General features: G+C 73.6%; 19 protein-coding genes and 1 riboswitch. Of the genes, 7 read left to right on the forward strand and 12 right to left on the reverse strand.

From position 1 onward, the window contains the following. Positions 1–2: 2 nt before the first annotated feature. The gene (locus QRN30_RS12470; RefSeq protein WP_284761152.1) at positions 3–1,544 is read left to right on the forward strand and encodes a S1C family serine protease; all 1,542 of its coding nucleotides are present in this window, start codon (positions 3–5) and stop codon (positions 1,542–1,544) included. 19 nt (positions 1,545–1,563) lie between these two features. Here the strand turns inward: QRN30_RS12470 and QRN30_RS12475 are convergent, their stop codons facing one another. Continuing rightward, on the reverse strand, positions 1,564–2,721 hold the full coding sequence (locus QRN30_RS12475) for a hypothetical protein (RefSeq protein WP_071251031.1): 1,158 nt from the start codon (positions 2,719–2,721) through the stop codon (positions 1,564–1,566). A 369-nt stretch (positions 2,722–3,090) separates the two neighbouring features. Then, positions 3,091–3,348: a hypothetical protein gene (locus QRN30_RS12480; RefSeq protein ID WP_017886595.1), complete on the reverse strand. Its 258-nt coding sequence runs from the start codon at positions 3,346–3,348 to the stop codon at positions 3,091–3,093. A 33-nt stretch (positions 3,349–3,381) separates the two neighbouring features. Here QRN30_RS12480 and QRN30_RS12485 point away from each other — a divergent pair, with 33 nt between their 5' ends. Beyond that, complete coding sequence (locus QRN30_RS12485; protein WP_017886594.1) at positions 3,382–3,744, forward strand: RNA-binding S4 domain-containing protein; 363 nt, start codon at positions 3,382–3,384, stop codon at positions 3,742–3,744. On the opposite strand, the gene QRN30_RS12490 is transcribed toward QRN30_RS12485, so the two are convergent. The 4 genes from QRN30_RS12490 to QRN30_RS12505 all read right to left on the reverse strand — a co-directional run bounded on the left by QRN30_RS12490 (position 3,738) and on the right by QRN30_RS12505 (position 7,079). Continuing rightward, positions 3,738–4,115 carry a hypothetical protein gene (locus tag QRN30_RS12490; RefSeq protein WP_214533379.1) on the reverse strand — a complete coding sequence of 126 codons (378 nt, stop codon included), beginning with the start codon at positions 4,113–4,115 and terminating at the stop codon, positions 3,738–3,740. The genes QRN30_RS12485 and QRN30_RS12490 overlap by 7 nt on opposite strands. Positions 4,116–4,181: 66 nt before the next feature. Then, positions 4,182–5,120 carry a J domain-containing protein gene (locus QRN30_RS12495; protein ID WP_017886592.1) on the reverse strand — a complete coding sequence of 313 codons (939 nt, stop codon included), beginning with the start codon at positions 5,118–5,120 and terminating at the stop codon, positions 4,182–4,184. Positions 5,121–5,239: 119 nt separating this feature from the next. Next, positions 5,240–5,986, reverse strand: coding sequence for a phosphotransferase enzyme family protein (locus tag QRN30_RS12500; RefSeq protein ID WP_284761153.1), 747 nt, complete (start codon positions 5,984–5,986; stop codon positions 5,240–5,242). A gap of 118 nt (positions 5,987–6,104) precedes the next feature. Further along, positions 6,105–7,079 (reverse strand): NUDIX domain-containing protein, encoded by a 975-nt coding sequence (locus tag QRN30_RS12505; RefSeq protein WP_284761154.1) that lies wholly within the window; start codon positions 7,077–7,079, stop codon positions 6,105–6,107. 68 nt (positions 7,080–7,147) lie between these two features. After that, positions 7,148–7,243: riboswitch (TPP riboswitch) on the forward strand. On the opposite strand from QRN30_RS12505, the gene thiM reads away from it, so the two are divergent. From thiM to thiD, 3 genes are all read left to right on the forward strand, one after another. Further along, complete coding sequence (gene thiM, locus QRN30_RS12510; protein ID WP_042537461.1) at positions 7,232–8,098, forward strand: hydroxyethylthiazole kinase; 867 nt, start codon at positions 7,232–7,234, stop codon at positions 8,096–8,098. It overlaps the preceding riboswitch by 12 nt. After that, positions 8,095–8,841, forward strand: a complete 747-nt coding sequence (gene thiE / locus QRN30_RS12515) for a thiamine phosphate synthase (protein WP_284761155.1) — start codon at positions 8,095–8,097, stop codon at positions 8,839–8,841. The genes thiM and thiE overlap by 4 nt, the downstream gene beginning before the upstream one ends. After that, on the forward strand, positions 8,838–10,331 hold the full coding sequence (gene thiD, locus QRN30_RS12520) for a bifunctional hydroxymethylpyrimidine kinase/phosphomethylpyrimidine kinase (RefSeq protein WP_284761156.1): 1,494 nt from the start codon (positions 8,838–8,840) through the stop codon (positions 10,329–10,331). The genes thiE and thiD overlap by 4 nt, the downstream gene beginning before the upstream one ends. Before the next feature lie 59 nt (positions 10,332–10,390). Here thiD and QRN30_RS12525 read toward each other — a convergent pair whose 3' ends face one another. The 4 genes from QRN30_RS12525 to QRN30_RS12540 all read right to left on the reverse strand — a co-directional run bounded on the left by QRN30_RS12525 (position 10,391) and on the right by QRN30_RS12540 (position 12,230). After that, on the reverse strand, positions 10,391–10,900 hold the full coding sequence (locus tag QRN30_RS12525) for a metallophosphoesterase family protein (protein ID WP_284761157.1): 510 nt from the start codon (positions 10,898–10,900) through the stop codon (positions 10,391–10,393). After that, entirely contained in the window at positions 10,897–11,367 is a 471-nt protein-coding gene (locus QRN30_RS12530) for a MarR family winged helix-turn-helix transcriptional regulator (RefSeq protein ID WP_284761158.1), read from the reverse strand. The genes QRN30_RS12525 and QRN30_RS12530 overlap by 4 nt, the downstream gene beginning before the upstream one ends. Positions 11,368–11,450: 83 nt before the next feature. Further along, on the reverse strand, positions 11,451–11,912 hold the full coding sequence (locus QRN30_RS12535; protein ID WP_194590624.1) for a VOC family protein: 462 nt from the start codon (positions 11,910–11,912) through the stop codon (positions 11,451–11,453). Between the two features lie 21 nt (positions 11,913–11,933). Next, positions 11,934–12,230, reverse strand: a complete 297-nt coding sequence (locus tag QRN30_RS12540) for a GNAT family N-acetyltransferase (protein ID WP_042537463.1) — start codon at positions 12,228–12,230, stop codon at positions 11,934–11,936. A gap of 77 nt (positions 12,231–12,307) precedes the next feature. Between QRN30_RS12540 and QRN30_RS12545 the strand changes: the two genes are divergently transcribed. After that, positions 12,308–12,943 carry an NADPH-dependent F420 reductase gene (locus QRN30_RS12545; protein ID WP_017886582.1) on the forward strand — a complete coding sequence of 212 codons (636 nt, stop codon included), beginning with the start codon at positions 12,308–12,310 and terminating at the stop codon, positions 12,941–12,943. 172 nt (positions 12,944–13,115) lie between these two features. Here the strand turns inward: QRN30_RS12545 and QRN30_RS12550 are convergent, their stop codons facing one another. Beyond that, the gene (locus QRN30_RS12550; protein WP_284761159.1) at positions 13,116–14,084 is read right to left on the reverse strand and encodes an aldo/keto reductase; all 969 of its coding nucleotides are present in this window, start codon (positions 14,082–14,084) and stop codon (positions 13,116–13,118) included. A 525-nt stretch (positions 14,085–14,609) separates the two neighbouring features. Here QRN30_RS12550 and QRN30_RS12555 point away from each other — a divergent pair. Then, the gene (locus QRN30_RS12555; RefSeq protein ID WP_152427211.1) at positions 14,610–14,966 is read left to right on the forward strand and encodes a hypothetical protein; all 357 of its coding nucleotides are present in this window, start codon (positions 14,610–14,612) and stop codon (positions 14,964–14,966) included. A gap of 179 nt (positions 14,967–15,145) precedes the next feature. Here the strand turns inward: QRN30_RS12555 and QRN30_RS12560 are convergent, their stop codons facing one another. After that, positions 15,146–16,003: a LysR substrate-binding domain-containing protein gene (locus QRN30_RS12560; RefSeq protein ID WP_017886578.1), complete on the reverse strand. Its 858-nt coding sequence runs from the start codon at positions 16,001–16,003 to the stop codon at positions 15,146–15,148. Positions 16,004–16,151 lie beyond the last annotated feature (148 nt).

Consider the following 16,151-nt stretch of genomic DNA (forward strand, 5'->3'; position numbering starts at 1 on the left):
CGATGAACGAGACCCCGAACCCCGCCGCCGCCGACCACGACGAGAACGGCACCCCCGCCGCGCAGCAGCAGGCTCCCGGGATGCACTGGGAGGCACCGCACGCCGACCCGGCTTCCCTGCGCCCGGCGTACGCGTTCGACGGATCCGGCCCGTACCTGTACGGCCCGGACGGCACCGGCCCCTACGCCTACACGCCCGACGGCCGCGGCCCCTACCTGATCGGCAGCCCCGCCCTCGCCGGCGCGAACCACGCCTGGGCCTCCTCGGCGGCGACCGCGAACCACTACGGTGCCGCGACCCACTCCGGCGCCGCGAACCACCCCGGTCTGACGAAGCGCCCCCGCCGGCTCGGGCTGATGATCGGCTCCGGCATCGCTGCCCTCGCGATCGTCGGCGCTGCGGGCGGCACCGCACTCGGACTGTCCTCGCAGGGCACCACCACCACGTCGAGCCAGTCGCAGGGCACCACCACGCTGCCCGGCACCGGCACCGGCACCGGTACCGGCAGCAGCAGCGACGGCACGAACGGCTTCACGGTGCCCGGCGACGGCAGCGGCATCGGCAGCGGCAGCGGCAGCGGCACCGACGGCAGCAGCGACGGCAGTGGGACGAGCACGCAGTCCCCCGCCACTGCGGCGACGGCCGCCGACAAGAAGGGCGTCGTGACCATCAACACCGTCCTGAACTACGACGAGTCGTCACAGGCGGCCGGCACCGGCATGGTCCTGACCTCCGACGGCACGATCCTGACGAACAACCACGTGATCCAGGGCGCGACGAGCATCACCGTCACCGACGAGACCACCGGCAAGCAGTACAAGGCCGACGTGGTCGGGGCCGACGCCACGAACGACGTCGCCGTGCTGAAGCTCGAGAACGCCTCCGGGCTGTCCACGGTCACGCTCGACGACGACGGCGAGCCGAGCACCGGTGACACCGTGAAGGACGTCGGCAACGCCGAGGGCACCGGCAACCTCGTCTCCGCCGAGGGCACGGTCACGGCGACCGACCAGGACATCCAGGTGCAGAGCGAGTCCGGCACCGGCACCGAGTCGCTGAGCGGCCTGCTCGAGATCTCGGCGGACATCGTCTCCGGTGACTCCGGCGGGCCGGTCCTGGACAGCGAGGGCGAGGTCGTCGGCATGGCCACGGCGGCGTCCTCGGGCACGGCCGACGTCACCGGCTACGCCATCCCGATCAGCACCGCGAAGACGATCGCCCAGAAGATCCTCGCCGGGGAGTCGTCGAGCACGATCACCATCGGGCTGCCCGCGTTCCTCGGCGTCGAGGTCAGCAACACCACCACCACCACGGGCGGCGTCGCGGTCGCCGGCACGGTCGAGGGCTCCGGTGCCGCCAGCGCCGGCCTCGGTGCGGGTGACACGATCACGAGCGTCGACGGCACCGCGGTCACGAGCTCGGACCAGCTGACCAAGGTCGTGCAGTCGCACTCGGTGGGCGACAAGGTCAGCGTCCGGTACACCGACAGCGCCGGCACCGCGAAGACGGTCACGATCACCCTGACCGCCGGCCCCGCCGCGTAGCGGCAGAACCCGGGCGCGCTCAGCCCAGCAGCGCCCGCACCACCGACCGGTACACGTTCGCCGGGGAGTCCGTCCGGAAGGCGGTCTCCCCGGCCTTCGTCGTCCCCACGCGCGCGAACCCGTGTCCCTCGGCCCGCACGATCGTGACCGGTTTCGGCTTGCCCGGTCGACGCAGGTGCGAGACCGTCCACGGCGCAGCCCAGAACCGCGCGAGGCGCGGGTCGGCCTCGGCCAGGGCCTCCGGCAGGTCCGGCACGTCCGGACCGCCGGCCAGCTTGCGGCCGAGCAGGTGCCCTGGGAGCGACCCCGTGCGGAACGGGAAGGTCCACGTCGGACCGATGCCGAGCCTCCCGGCCAGCAGCGCGACGGCCCGGTCCGGCGTGACGGAGGCGACCACGGCGCCCGCCGCGTCGGTCCCGTCGACGACGGTCTGCGACCAGGCCTGGAGGCGCGACTCGCCCCCGTCGGGCAGGTGCTGTTCCAGCGTGACCGGCTGGGCATCGCCCTGCCAGGGCTCGAGGAGGGTCTGGGTCGACTCCGGCAGGGTGCCGAGCCGGCCGACGAGGCCCGCTTCGATGAGTTCGCGGCCCGCGGCGGTGCGGAGGAGCGTCGGGTTCCACCGGCGTCCGGCGAGGCTCCGCAGGGTGCCGATCGCGTTCGCGCTGAGCCGGGGGCCGTCGAGCGACGGTGCCGGGGCGGGGGCCGGCAGGTGTTCGAGGTCACGCTCGGGGCGGACCGGGACCGTCTCGGTGGCGCGGACGCTCTCGAGGACTGCGAGCACCAGGTCGTCGGTCTCGAGCAGCCGGGCGAGCGGGCGTTCGATCGTCAGGTCGACGCGGTGCCGACCGGTGACGAAGAGCAGGTGGGTGCCGGCGACGTCGCCGTGTTCGTCGGGCCGGACGTACTCCACGAGCCGAGCCGGGGCACCTGCGGCCGTCCAGGGGTCGCAGCCGACGAGCAGCAGCCCCTCGACGGAGCCGGGCAGCCGTGCGAGCAGACCGGTGTTCTCGTCGCCGATCGCGCGGTCGCTGGGACGGGATCGGACGGTGAGGACGACGTCGTCGCCGGTGACGCGCAGGTCCGCCTGGGCTGCGTCCTCGCGGCGCCAGGAGTCCGGGCGGCGGAGGGTGAGGCGGGCGGTGCGGTCCTCGGTGCCGAGCGGGACGGGGACTGCCATGGGATGAGCGTATGTCGGGAGCGGGGCGTGGGGGCCTGCGGCTCGCCGGGGTGGGCGGGGTGCGTCGGGTTCGCACGGAGGTGCTGGTTCGCACGGTGCGAGGTTCGTCAGCTGGTGCGAGGCTGGTGGCTCCGTGCGGCACCACAACCCCGCACCGAGCCCCCGACGGCGCACCCGCGGACGACGTCCGCACCGTGCAACCCCGGCTCCGCGAATCCAGCACGGTGCCGGCCGCGCCACACCGTGCGGAGCTGGTGGCTCCGTGCGGCACCACAACCCCGCACCGAGCCTCCGGCCACGCACCCACCGATGACGTCCGCACCGTGCAACCCCCGCTCCGCGAATCCAGCACGGCGCGAGCCGAGCGCGTCAGCGCCGCGCGGGCCGCGCGGGTGGGGGCGGCGGGACGGGCTTCGCGGCGACGACGTCGACGAGCCGGACCTCGACCGGGCCCCGGCGGGTCGAGATCGTCACGGCGTCGGACGTCCGGGTCACCAGGTCCCCGAGCGCGTCCTGCGCGCCGTCCCCGTGGTGTGCGCGGACCACCAGGCGGTCCCCGATGGCGGCGTCGCGGAGCACTCCGAGCGCACGGGCCCGCGCGATGGCCGCCTGTTCGTCCGCCTGCACCGCCCCAGGGTACGGGCCGCCTAGAGTGTCGACATGGAGAAGGCCCGGGTCGACAGCTGGATCTGGGCCGTCCGGATCACGAAGACCCGGTCGGCCGCGACCGCCGCGTGCAAGGCCGGTCACGTCCGGGTGAACGGGGAACGCGCGAAGCCGGCGCAGCCGATCGGTCCCGGCGACGAGGTGCGGGTGCGGCAGAACGGCTTCGACCGGATCGTCATGGTGACGGGCATCATCCTGAAGCGCACGAGCGCCCCCGAGGCCGCGAAGCACTTCGAGGACAAGACCCCGCCGCGGCTGTCGAAGGAAGAGGCCGGGTTCGTCCCGATGCGGGAGCGCGGTGCCGGACGGCCGAGCAAGCGGGAGCGCCGCGACCTCGAGAAGCTCCGCGGCTACTGACGCTTCCCGGACCCGGACCCGGGCACGTAGACATCGACCACGATCTCGAACGTGTCGGACTCGACCTCGATCCGTTCTCCGGTCCACGGAGCCTCGAGGTGCCCGTCGTCGTCCGGGTCCGATCCGCCCAGCGCACGACCGGACGGGACGCGGTGGACGGGGATGCGGGTGCCGTCCTCGGCGATGACGAACAGGTCGGCCACCCGACCACGGAACTGCGTGATGCCGAACGGGTCGTCGTGGTGCCGGGACTCGGCGAACCGCTGCGTCCTGCCGTACGCGGAGAAGGCCGCCGTGGTCTCCCGTTCGTACGCGGGCCCGCAGCAGTCGTGCTCCCACCCGCCGACCACGACGACGACCTCTTCGCGCATGCCGTGATCGTACGACGCGTCGGACGGTGACGGTCGGAACCCGGGGTCGGGGCCAGCGGTCGGGGGTCAGACGAAGCGGACGGTCTGCTGCAGACGGTCGCGGATCTCGAACACGTCGACCGAACCGACCGGCGACCAGACGCCGTTCAGCACCTGGGGCAGCGCGCTCCGGCGGACGACGAGCGCCGTGGGCTTCTTCGGGGAGCCGACGAGCTGCACGTCCTCGGTGACGGCGGTGTCCGGCACGACGAGCAGCCGGCCGGAGAACCGCACCCGGGTCTGCTTCTGCACGGCACGGGCGGCGCGGACGAGTTCCTTGACGGGTCGCTCCCCCGGTGCGAGCGTCTCGCCGACGATCTCGCCGTGCTCGACGTGGACCGGCGCACCCCAGTCGATGGACTCGACGGCCCAGAGTCCGCTCGGGGTCAGGACGGCGTGGTCGAGCTTGCCCTCGGCCCCGGCGTCGAGGTCGTGCCACACCGTGACGCCGATCCCCATGTCGGAGACGATCAGGGCGGTCGCCTCTTCGGCCAGGGCCTCGGCGAGCAGCCGCCGGATGTGGCGGGGCGCGGAGCGGATGAGGGTGGGGTCGTAGGGGTCCTCGATGGGGTCGCCGAGGCCGACCCACTCGCGCTCGGCCTGCAGGAAGACCTCCCGTGACCGACCGCCGGGGTGTCCGTGGGACCGGGCCCGGGGGCGTGTGTCGCGACGCGCTGCCGGGGGCGCGTAGGCGTCGCGACCGGTGTCACCCCTGCCGGCGGTCGCCCCGGACGGACCGGACGCGCCGTACGCGCGGGACCCGATGTCGTACGCGCGCCGGGCTGCCGGCGTGCCGATGCGCTCCCATGCGAGCTGGACCTGGCGGAAGCGCTGGGCGTCGCCGCCGAGGTCGGGGTGCGTCTCGCGGGCCGCCCGTCGGTAGGCGCGGCGGAGCGCTTCGTCGTCAGCCGTCGCGGGGACGCCGAGGACTTCGTAGGGGGTGGCGTCGGCCGGGCTGTCCGTCATGGCCCTGCGACATTACCGGAGGCAGTGTCGGAGTCCGCCGCATGGTTGCTGGGTACGGTCTGGGCCCGTGCCGCTGGTCCTGCACCAACGCGCCAGCGGCGGATCGGCCGTGCCGGTGGTCACGCGACGGCGGCGGTGATGGCTGCTGCGTGCTGCTCCAGGTAGGCGACGTCGGCGCGGTACAGGTCGGCGTGGCCGTGCTGCAGGTCGCTGACGAACTTCGGGTTGCCGGCCGCGGCTTCGTGCTCGATCGTCGTGACGAGGGCGACCAGGGAAGCGATCATCGTCTCGGCGAGGACTCCGCGGGAGCGGTCGTCGAGGGCGTAGGCGCGGCAGAACTCCGCGGCCCGAGCGAGCCGCTCGTCGAGGTCGGGGGTGGTCGAGCCCTCGACCGTGCCGGTGGTGAACGGTGCGAACCGGTAGACGGCACTCGCGACGTCCCAGACGCGGGGGCCGGGGTGCGCGGTGTCGAAGTCGATCAGGCCGACGGCGGCGATGCCGTCGTAGACGCAGTTGTACGGGGCGAAGTCGCCGTGCACGACCGTCTCGACCGGGGCCCGGTCGGCTTGGGACCAGAGGTCGTCCTCGGCGCTGCGCGGGAAGCTGGCGGCGGCGTCGTGGAACTGGCGGAGCAGGCGGGCGCTGGTGACGAGGGCGGCCTCGCTGGCGATGTCTTCTGTCCAGGGGTACTCCCCCGCGACGCCGGGGACGAACGAGACCGTCTCGAGGGTGTCACCGAGGGCGATCGGTTCCGGGGCGGCGACGAACCCCTGCTCGTGCAGGTGGGCGAGCAGCCGGTGCACCGTGGGTGTCCACGGCCCTGCGGGGCGGTGGACTCGGTCGTCGGCCCTGGTGATGCGCTCCAAGGGGAACCTCCTGCTGTTGCGTCTCCGTTGACGGAGGGCCAGCGTACCGGCAAGCGAGCGACGGGCGCTCCGTCGACATCCGGAACACGGCGCGTCGGTCCCCGCGGCCGAGCTGGCCTCAGAGCTGGTCGCGCAACCAGGACGGCCCGTGGACGGTCGCGCCGAGGGCCTCGACGCGGTCACGGAGCTCGCGGTCGGCCGTCACGACGACGACCGGCCCGTCACCGGCCCGGACCGCTGCCCGGGCGGACTCGACGATCGCGTCGTCGCCGGAGGCAGGGGCACGGACGACGTCGACAGCACCGGTGGCGGCGCCGGTGCCGGTGGCCGTGCCAAGGCCGGTGGCGGTGCCGGTGGCGGCGCCGGTGCCGTGGTCTGGGTCCGCGGGCTCCGCGGAACCAGCGGCACGGGCCTCACCCTCGAGCACCACGGTCCACCGGGGCCACCACCGTGCGAACGGCAGGTCGAGCAAGGTCGCGGACACCCCGCCCGCGGCGAGCGCCGACACCTGTGCCAGCAGCCGTGACGCGGCACCGGCTCGGTCCTTCCACCAGCCGTCGGGCACGCTGCCGACGACGTTCGCCGCGTCGACGACGACGTGCGGGGTGGTCGCGACGGTGGCGCGGAGCGCCGGCCACGACCTGCCGAAGCCGGGGTGCAGGGTCAGGTCGTCGACCTGGTCGATCGGGATCCAGGACAGGGCGAGGCTCTCGCGGTCGGCGATGACGGGTTCGAAGGGCCGGGAGGCGCGTGCCACGACGGTCGTGTAGGTCCAGAACCCCAGGTCGAGCAGTGCGGTGTGGCGCAGGGCGATCGCGTCGTCGGGGACGCCGGCTTCTTCGGCGGACTCGCGGAGGGCTGCGGTCACGGCGGCTTCGCCCTGGTGGCGTGCGCCGCCGGGGATGCCCCAGGTGCCGCCGTGGTGGCTCCACTCGACGCGGTGCTGCAGGAGCACGCGTCCGGCGCCGTCGTCGATGAGCAGGCCGGCGGCGCCGAAGCGTCCCCACGCCTTGGTGCCGTCGGGGCCGACCGCCCAGGCGTCACCGGGGTCGCGGGGGCCGGTTGGGGGCCCGGGTGGCGTTGCATCTGGCACGGTCCAACCCTGGCACACCGTGCCCGGAGCGGGCCTCGAAGTGGTCACCGGGGGTCGTGTACGGTGTCGCTCGAGACACGGGGTGCCGCATCCAGCGGCTGAGATCACACCCGTCGAACCTGCTCGAGCTCGTACTCGCGAAGGGATCGTCCATGGAAACCGTTGCGCCCTCCCCTGATTGGGCCCACCGAACCGCCGAACTGCTCGAGGCCGTGCGTGCCCGGGCCCCGCTGGTGCAGTGCATCACGAACACCGTCGTGCAGAACGTCACGGCGAACGTGTTGCTCGCGCTCGGGGCTTCGCCCGCGATGGTGGACGTGGCGACTGAGGCCGGGCCGTTCGCGCGGGTCGCCGACGCCCTGCTGGTGAACACCGGCACCCCGCACGCCGAACCGCGGGTCGCTGCGCTCGAGGCCGTGCACGCGGCCCGTGACGCCGGCACCCCGTGGGTGCTCGACCCGGTGGCCGTCGGCTCGCTGCCGGTGCGGACGGCCCTGGCGCGTGACCTGCTCGCGCTGCGCCCGACGGTGCTGCGGGGCAACGCCTCCGAGGTGCTCGCCCTGCTCGGTGACTCGGCCGGTGGCCGCGGGGTCGACAGCACCGTGCGCACGGAGGACGCCCGGGTCGCGTCCGTCGCTGCTGCGGACGGGAGGCTCGTGGCCGCGGTGGCGGTGTCGGGTGCGGTCGACCTGCTGGTCGCGCCGGGCATCGGTGTGGTGCGTGTCGCGAACGGCACCGACCTGTTGACGCGGATCACCGGTGGTGGGTGTGCGCTCGGCGCGGTCGTCGCCGCGTTCACGTCGGTCGCGCCGGAGGACGCGGGCGCCGCTGCCGTCGCCGCCACGGCCGTGCACACCGTCGCTGCGGAGCTCGCAGCACGGGACGCGGGTGGGCCGGGGACGTTCCAACCGCTGTTCCTCGACCGGTTGGCGTCGCTGACCCCGGAGGACGTCGTCCGCGAGGCGCGGATCACGGTCGAGACGATGCCCGAGGCCGACACCCGGGCGGTGTCGGCATGAGCGCGTCGCACCCTGCGGGGTTCGGCGTCTACCTGGTGACCGACGGCGCGCTGGCCGACCGGCACGGCATCGGGGTGCTCGGGGTCGTCCGCGCTGCCGTGCACGCCGGGGTCCGGATCGTGCAGGTGCGGGACAAGGACGCCTCGGCGCGTGACCTGTTGGCGCTCACCGCCGCGGTCGCAGACGCCGTCGGGGACCGTGCGACCGTGGTCGTCGACGACCGGCTCGACGTGGCCCTCGCCGCTCGGCACGCCGGACACCGGGTCGCGGGCGTGCACCTCGGCCAGTCCGACGTCCCCGTGGCCGTCGCCCGCGCCCTGCTCGGAGCGGACGCCCACGTGGGCCTCACGGCGAACACGCTCGCGCACCTGGCCGTCGTCGAGCGGCTCCCCCGCGGCACCGTCGACCTGCTCGGTGTCGGGGTCGTGCACCCCACGGCGACGAAGGCCGACCACCCGCCGGCCCTCGGCCACGACGGGTTCGCCCGGCTGGCCGCCGCGACCGACGTGCCGTGCGTGGCGATCGGTGGGGTGACCCTCGACGACGTCGTGCCGCTCCGGGCAGCCGGTGCCGCGGGCGTCGCGATCGTGTCGGGCATCTGCGCCGCGGCCGACCCGGGGTCCGCGGCGGCGGCGTACGTGGCCGCCTGGGGCCCTGGAACCGGCCACGGGGCGGAGGCGGGGCGGCTCGCAGAAGGTGTACCGGTCCTCCCGGTCTTCACGCGGCGCGGGGCGGACGCATGAGCGTCCCGCGGGTGCTGAGCATCGCCGGGACCGACCCGACGGGCGGGGCCGGGATGCAGGCGGACCTCAAGGGGATCGCCGCACACGACGGGTACGGCATGGGCGTCGTGACGGCGCTCGTCGCGCAGAACACGCACGGGGTGCGGTCGGTGCACGTGCCGGACGTCGGGTTCCTGCGGGAGCAGCTCGACGCGGTGTCGGACGACGTGGTGGTCGACGCGGTGAAGATCGGGATGCTCGGCACCGTCGACGTCGTGCGGGTCGTGACGGACTGGCTGCGGGAGCACCGGCCGCCGGTGGTCGTCGTCGACCCGGTGATGGTGGCGACGAGCGGGGACCGGCTGCTCGACGAGGACGCGGCCGCAGCCATGGGGGCGCTGTTCGCGCTCGCCGACCTGGTGACCCCGAACCGGGCCGAGCTGGCGGTGCTGGCGGAGCTGGCCGGGTCCGGTGCGGCTGGTCCTGGTGCGGCTTCGTCGGCGGCTTCGTCGGCGTCGTCGCTGGATGCCGCGCGTGCCGTGGCGGCGCGGTGGGACGTCCTCGTGCTGGCGAAGGGGGGCCACGACGAGGGACCGACGTCGGACGACGTGCTCGTGGCGCCGGACGGCACCGTGCGGGTGTTCACGGGTCCCCGGGTCGCGACGACGAACACGCACGGCACCGGGTGCTCGCTGTCCAGTGCGATCGCGACGCTCGCCGCGCGGCACGGCGACTGGGAACTCGCGCTCGGGGTGGCGAAGGAGTGGCTGACGGCGGCGCTCCGCGGAGCCGACGCCCTGTCGGTGGGCAGCGGCAACGGTCCGATCGACCACGGCGCGCTGACTCGAGCCGCCCTGCCGGCGCTGTCGTACACGGACGTGTGGTGGGCGGACGCGGCGACGGTGCTGCAGGAGACGATCGACTGCGCGTTCCTGGTGGGGCTCCGGGACGGGACGCTCGAGCCGGAGGTGTTCGCCGGGTACCTGGCGCAGGACGTCCACTACCTGCGGGCGTACGAACGGCACCTGGCGGCGCTCGGGGTCGGTGCTACCGCTGCCGGTGCTGCTGCGTTCTGGGCGGCGGCGGCGCAGGGGTGTGCCGACGAGGCGCGCGACCTGCACCACCGTCGCCTGGCCGGCTCGCACGCCGACGATCCCGTGCACCCCACGTGCGCCGGGTACCTCGCGCACCTGCAGGAGGCCGCCGACGCCGGCTCTCAGGCGGTGCTGGCCGCCGCGGTGCTGCCGTGCTTCCGGGTCTACGCGTGGGTCGGCTCGCAGCTCGGGGTCGCGCAGGACGGGCACGCCTTCGCCGACTGGATCACGGCGTACGGGGACCCGGGGTTCGCGGCGTCGAGCGCCGAGGCGACCCGGCTCGTCGAGGAGCTCGCCCGTGCGGCGACGCCCGACGAGCGGGGGCGGATGGCGCGGGCGTTCCGGCAGTCGACAGCATGGGAGCTCGCCTTCTTCCGGATGCCGACGGCCGCACACGACGCCCGGGTCTCGCGCTGACGGATTCTCCTCGGGCGACTTCCCCGAGGACACGCCTCGGGGCCGGGTCTCGGGTGGGACTAGCGGGCGACCGGGGGCAGCCGCACCAGCTCGACGGACAGCACGGCACCGCTGACCGTGCCGCGCATCCACGTGTGGTCGGGCTGGCGACGGCGGTCGGTCGGCGAGCCCGGGTTCAGCAGGCGCATCCCCGACGGCGCCACGGTGTCCCACGGGATGTGCGAGTGGCCGAAGACGAGCACGTCGGTGTCGGGGTACTCGGCGTCCATCCGGCGTTCCCGGCCGGTCGACGCGCCGGTCTCGTGCACCAGGGCGAACCGCAGGTCCTCGACACCGAAGCGGGCGACGAGCGACAGGCGGTCGTCGAACTCCGGGCCGTCGTTGTTGCCCCGCACACACTCGAACCGTCGGGACCGCGCCTGCACGGCGTCGAGGGTGGCCAGGTCGACCCAGTCCCCCGCGTGCACCACCAGGTCGGCGGCGTCGATGTCGTCCCACAACCCGGACGGCAGGTCCTTCGCGCGCTTCGGCAGGTGGGTGTCGGACAGCAGGACGAACGACGTCGTCACGGCTCGGTGGGTGCCGGCATCGGGAGCCCGGCCTCGTCCGCGGCGCCGAGGCGCTCCAGCAGCCCGGCGAGGAGCGCGATGTCGTCGTCCGACCAGTCGGCGAGCCGTTCGTCGAGCGCGTCGCGGTGCAGCTGCACGGACCGCTCGAGCGCCGCGCGGCCGGCGTCGGTCACCTCGAGGGGCTTCGCGTTGCCGCTGCCGCCGTCGGTCGTCCGCACCAGCCCGGTCGCCAGGAGCCCGGACAGCTGCCGCGAGATCGTCGAACGGTTCAGCCGCAGGTACCGGGCGATGTCGATGGCCATGCAACCCGGGTGCTGCACCACGAAGTCGACGAGGGACTGGTCGACGACGCTCAGCACCTGGTCCGAGCCCCGGGCACGGATGCTCGCCCGACGGGTGATGCGGGCGAGTTCGGTGTACGCAAGGCTGATGTCGCTGTTCCGGACCTTGGAGCTCGGGTGGTCCATGGTGGCTCCAGCCTGTCGGTGCCGGCGCCGGCCGGCGGTCTTCTCGTCCGGTCACCATACCGGCGGGTCGGCCTGGAGTGCGGTCAGTGACCGGCGGCCGCGGCCTGCAGCGCCGGGATGTCCAGCTTGACCATCTGCATCATGGCCTCGAAGACCCGGGCGTTGGCATCGGGGTCACCCGATCCGCTCATCAGCTCCCCCAGCATCGACGGGGTCACCTGCCACGCCAGACCCCAGCGGTCGGTGAGCCATCCGCACGCCATCGGGCTCCCGCCGTCGGCGAGCAGCGCGTCCCACAGGCGGTCGAGCTCGTCCTGGGTGTCAACGTCGATCTGGAACGAGACCGCGTCGGTGTGCGGGTGGCCGGGACCGCCGTTCATCGCGCGGTACGGGGTGCCGAGCAGGGTGAACTCGACGACGAGGGCGCGGCCGTCCGGCATCCGGCTGACGCTGTCGACGCGGCTGTCGGGGAACAGTCCGACGTAGTACTCGGCGGCTTGTTCGGCCTGGTCGTCGTACCACAGGAACGGTGTGATGGCGGGCACGGGAGCCCCTTCGTTCGGTGCTCAGTCCGCGGCGCTGCGGCTGAGCAGTTCGGCCTTCTCAGGGTGGTCGTCGAACCACTTGCCGACGAACCAGCACATCGGGACGATGCGCTTCGTGGTCGTCGACTCGACGTCGGCGACCGCGTACTCGACGAGCTGCGCCGCGTAGCCGTGGCCGCGGTGCTTCGGGACCGTGTACGTGTGCGGGAACGCCACGGCGTCACCGTTCACCCGGTAGTCGAGCACGCTCACGAGCTCGCCGCCGACGTACATCGCGTAGCGGTCCTGATCGGTCTCGTCGCGGAACTCGTGGTCCATGCCCGCCATCATGCTCCGAGCGGGCGCGGCGTGCCGTCAGGGGAATGGGCGGCGTCCGGCAGACGTTGCCCGGACACATGACAACCATCGGAATCATCGGCGCCGGCAACATCGGATCCCAGCTCGCACGACTCGCGGTACGGAACGGCCACCAGGTCGTCATCGCGAACTCCCGCGGCCCGGAGACCCTGACCGACCTGGTCACGGAACTCGGCGACTCGGCACGTGCGGCGACCCGCGACGAAGCAGCTGCAGCGGGCGAGATCGTCGTCGTGACGGTCCCCCTCGCCGCGATCGAGACTATCCCCGTCGAACCCCTGGACGGCAAGGTCGTCATCGACACGAACAACTACTACTGGGAGCGCGACGGCCACATCCCCGCACTCGACGACCAGTCCACCACCACCGCGGAGATGCTGCAGGACCACCTGCCCGGTGCCCTGGTCGTCAAGGCGTTCAACCACATCGCCGCCGACGACCTGACCGGCCACGCGACGCCCGCCGGCACCCCGGACCGCCGTGCCCTCGTCATCGCCGGCGACGACGACACCGCCAAGCAGACCGTCACCGAACTCATCGACGCGTTCGGCTTCGACGTCGTCGACGCCGGGCCCCTCGCCGAGGGCTGGCGCATCCAGCGGGACACCCCCGGCTACGGCCCGCGGCTGACCGTCGCCGAGATGCGCGACGCCCTGGCCGCCGCCACCCGCTAGTCCCGCTGGTCCACGGCTCGGCGCAGCAGCATCACCACCGCCGCCGCGCAGCCGCCGTTTCGCGCTGAGCGACACCTCACTGGCCCCACCGCCCGTGAGCGGTCGCTCAGCGCGAAACACCCAGCGCTAGGTACCCAGCGCGAAACACCCAGCGCGACCCGACCGCGCCCGCTCAGGCCCGGTCGAAGATCGTCGTCATGTCGGCGATGTCGTCCTCGGTCGGCGTCCGGGTGGTCCCCGCTTCGACGTTCTGCGTGATCTGCTCCGGCTTCGTCGCCCCCGCGATGACGCTCGACAGCCCCGGCTGCGCCAGGAGCCACGCGAACGTCGCCTGCAGCATCGTGACGCCACGGTCGTCGCAGAACCGCTGGTAGTCGTCGAGCACGTCCCACGGGGCGTCCTCGAGCACCTGCGGCTTCGAGGTCGTCAGCCGTCCGTCGGCCGGGCCGCCCGCCTTCGTGTACTTGCCGGTGAGCAGCCCGTTGTACAGCGGGAAGAACGGCAGGAACCCGAGCGCGTACGCCCGCACGGCCGGCAGGACCTCGGCCTCGGCAGCCCGGGCGAGCGGGCTGTACTCGTTCTGCGCGGACACGAACGCCGTGGTGCCGGCGATCGACGCCGTGAGCTCCGCCTCGGCGATCTGCCACCCCGCGAAGTTCGAGTGGCCGACGTACCGGATCTTGCCCTCGCGGACCAGGTCGTCGAGGACCGACAGGGTCTCCTCGATCGGCGTCACGTCGTCGGGCCGGTGCATCTGGTACAGGTCGATCCAGTCCGTCCCGAGGCGCCGGAGCGACGACTCGACGGCGAGCCGCACGTACCGGCGGGATCCGCGGACGCCCCAGTCCGGACCGTTCGCGCCCTGCATGTCCATGCCGAACTTCGTGGCGAGGACGATCTCGTCGCGCCGACCGCGGATCGAGCGCCCGAGCATCTCCTCGGACATGCCCGGTGCACCGCCGTAGATGTCGGCGGTGTCGAAGAGCGACACCCCGGCGTCGAGGGCCGCGGACACGACGGCGTCGGTGCCCTCCTGCGACTCGGACGCGGTGCCCCGCCGCCCGAAGTTGTTGCAGCCGAGGCCGACGGTGGAGACGACGAGCCCGGAGGGGCCCAGGGGACGGTGTTCGATTCCGGTCATGCCCCGAACGTACCGGCGACCCCGAACCGGGGCTGCGACCCCCACAGCGGTTGCCGCTCCGGCTGAGCACGGATCAGTCGACGGAGAGGAGCACCGCAGTGGCAGCGCATCGCATGCCCGAATCGGACCGTCCCGGTCGGCCCGTCCCGGCTTGGGTGATCGCGCCGCCCGTCGACGAGGTCGCCCCCGAGCGGGTCGCCGCCGCCGGCCACGTGAACGCCTCCGGCCGGGAGGCCCGCCCCACCCCCGCCTCGTCGCGCGCCGCCCACGCGGCGCCGGTCCGACCGACCACGGTCGCCCGGGTCGGCCCGATCGGCTCCCGGACGCACCGACGCTTCGCCCACCAGCAGGCCGCCGCACGGTCGGCCGACCCCGCCCCCGCACAGGTGCTCGGCCCCGCTCCCGCCCGGTCGTTCGACACCGTGCTGCACGCCGCGGTGTCCCCCGCCGACGCGACCATGGTCGTGGCCGCAGCGTGGTGGCGGGGGCGATGCGTGCCTCCCGACCGAACTGCTGGACCAGCCCGTGCCCGGAGCCGCCGCACCGGAGCCGCGCCGTGCACTCGGCGTGACCGCCGGGGCGGGGCTCGGTGCCGTCGCCGGCATCGCGACGATCGGTCTGGCCGCCTGGTGGTTCACCGCGCCGTCGACTGTGCACGGCGTCGGCGTGGTGCTCGGACTGCTCGCGCTGGTGGTCTCGATCGTGGCGCTGCGCGACCGGACGTCCACGTGGCAGCGGCCGGTCGCGCTGCTCGGCGCCGTGCTCGGTGGTGTCGGCACCGTCGTGCTGCTGTGGGCGGTCGCCGCGGCGTTGCTGCCGCTCGCGGGGGTGACGCTGCCGGACGTCACCGGAACCGGCGTGACCCCGACGCTCGCCCCGTAGCGCCGCGACCGCTCAGACGCCGGCGTCTCGGTGCGACGCCCCGGGGACGTCGAGACGCCCCCGAAAGCCGCGGCGTATCGATGACTCTGCGGCGTCGATGGAACACGCCGGCGTCTCGCAGCACGCACCGGGGGCGACACACCGGCGTCTGAGCGCTGGCGGACGCAGGTCGCAACCGCTCAGACGGCGCGGACGACCCCGCGCGACAGGATCGCGTTCGTCAGGGCGTCGATCGGCTCCCGCTGCACCGTCGGGTTCGCGATGAGGACGTAGTCGACCGCGGGCAGGTCGGGCAGCCCGAGCCGCTGCGACACCTTCACCAGGTCCGCCGGGATGAGCGAGTGCGGGAACACCGCGACGCCGATGCCCGCGCGCACCGCGGCCAGCACCCCGTTCACGTCGCGGGTGTTGCAGGTGATCCGCCAGGTGCGGCCGGCGGCCTCGAGCGCGTCGATCGCCATCTGCCGGCTGATGCTCGGCGCCTGGTACGCGATGAGCGGCACGGGTTCGCCGGGTTCCAGGGCGATGCCGTCCTGCGCCATCCACACCATCTGGTCGGTGGCGACCCGGGTACCCTCGGCCGACTCCCCCGCCGTCTGCTTGATGAACACCAGGTCGAGCTGACCGGCGTGCACCCGCCGGAGCAGCGGCGACGACTGGTTCACCGTGAGCTCGAGGTTGACCTGCGGGTGCAGCCGCCGGAAGTCCCGCAGGATCCGGGGCAGCTGGGTGATGGCGAGGTCGTCCGCAGCGCCGAACCGGAGTCGTCCGCGGGTTGCCGCGCCGGAGAAGTAGGCGTCGGCGGTGGCGTGTGCGGCGAGGATCGTCCGCGCGAACCCCGCCATCGCGTCCCCGTTGTCGGTGAGCGCGACGCCACGGGTGTCCCGGGCGACCAGGGTGCGTGCCACCGCGGTCTCCAGACGCCGGACGTGCTGCGACACCGTCGGCTGGCTGATGCCGAGCCGGGTGCCGGCCTGCGTGAAGCTGCCGGTCTCCGCCACGGCAAGGAACGTCTGCAACAGGACCGGATCGAGCACAGGGCACCTCGTTCGTTCGCGCGGGCGTTCGAGCTGTCGTTCGAGCAGCCACCCATGCGGGCGTTCGCGCGGTCATTCGACATCGCAATGGACTGATAGCCACCATAGGGGTATCGAATGGCTCGGCACCACGTAGTTTCGTTGGGGT

This window comes from Curtobacterium sp. MEB011, from assembly GCF_030209655.1.
Lineage (GTDB): Bacteria > Actinomycetota > Actinomycetes > Actinomycetales > Microbacteriaceae > Curtobacterium > Curtobacterium poinsettiae.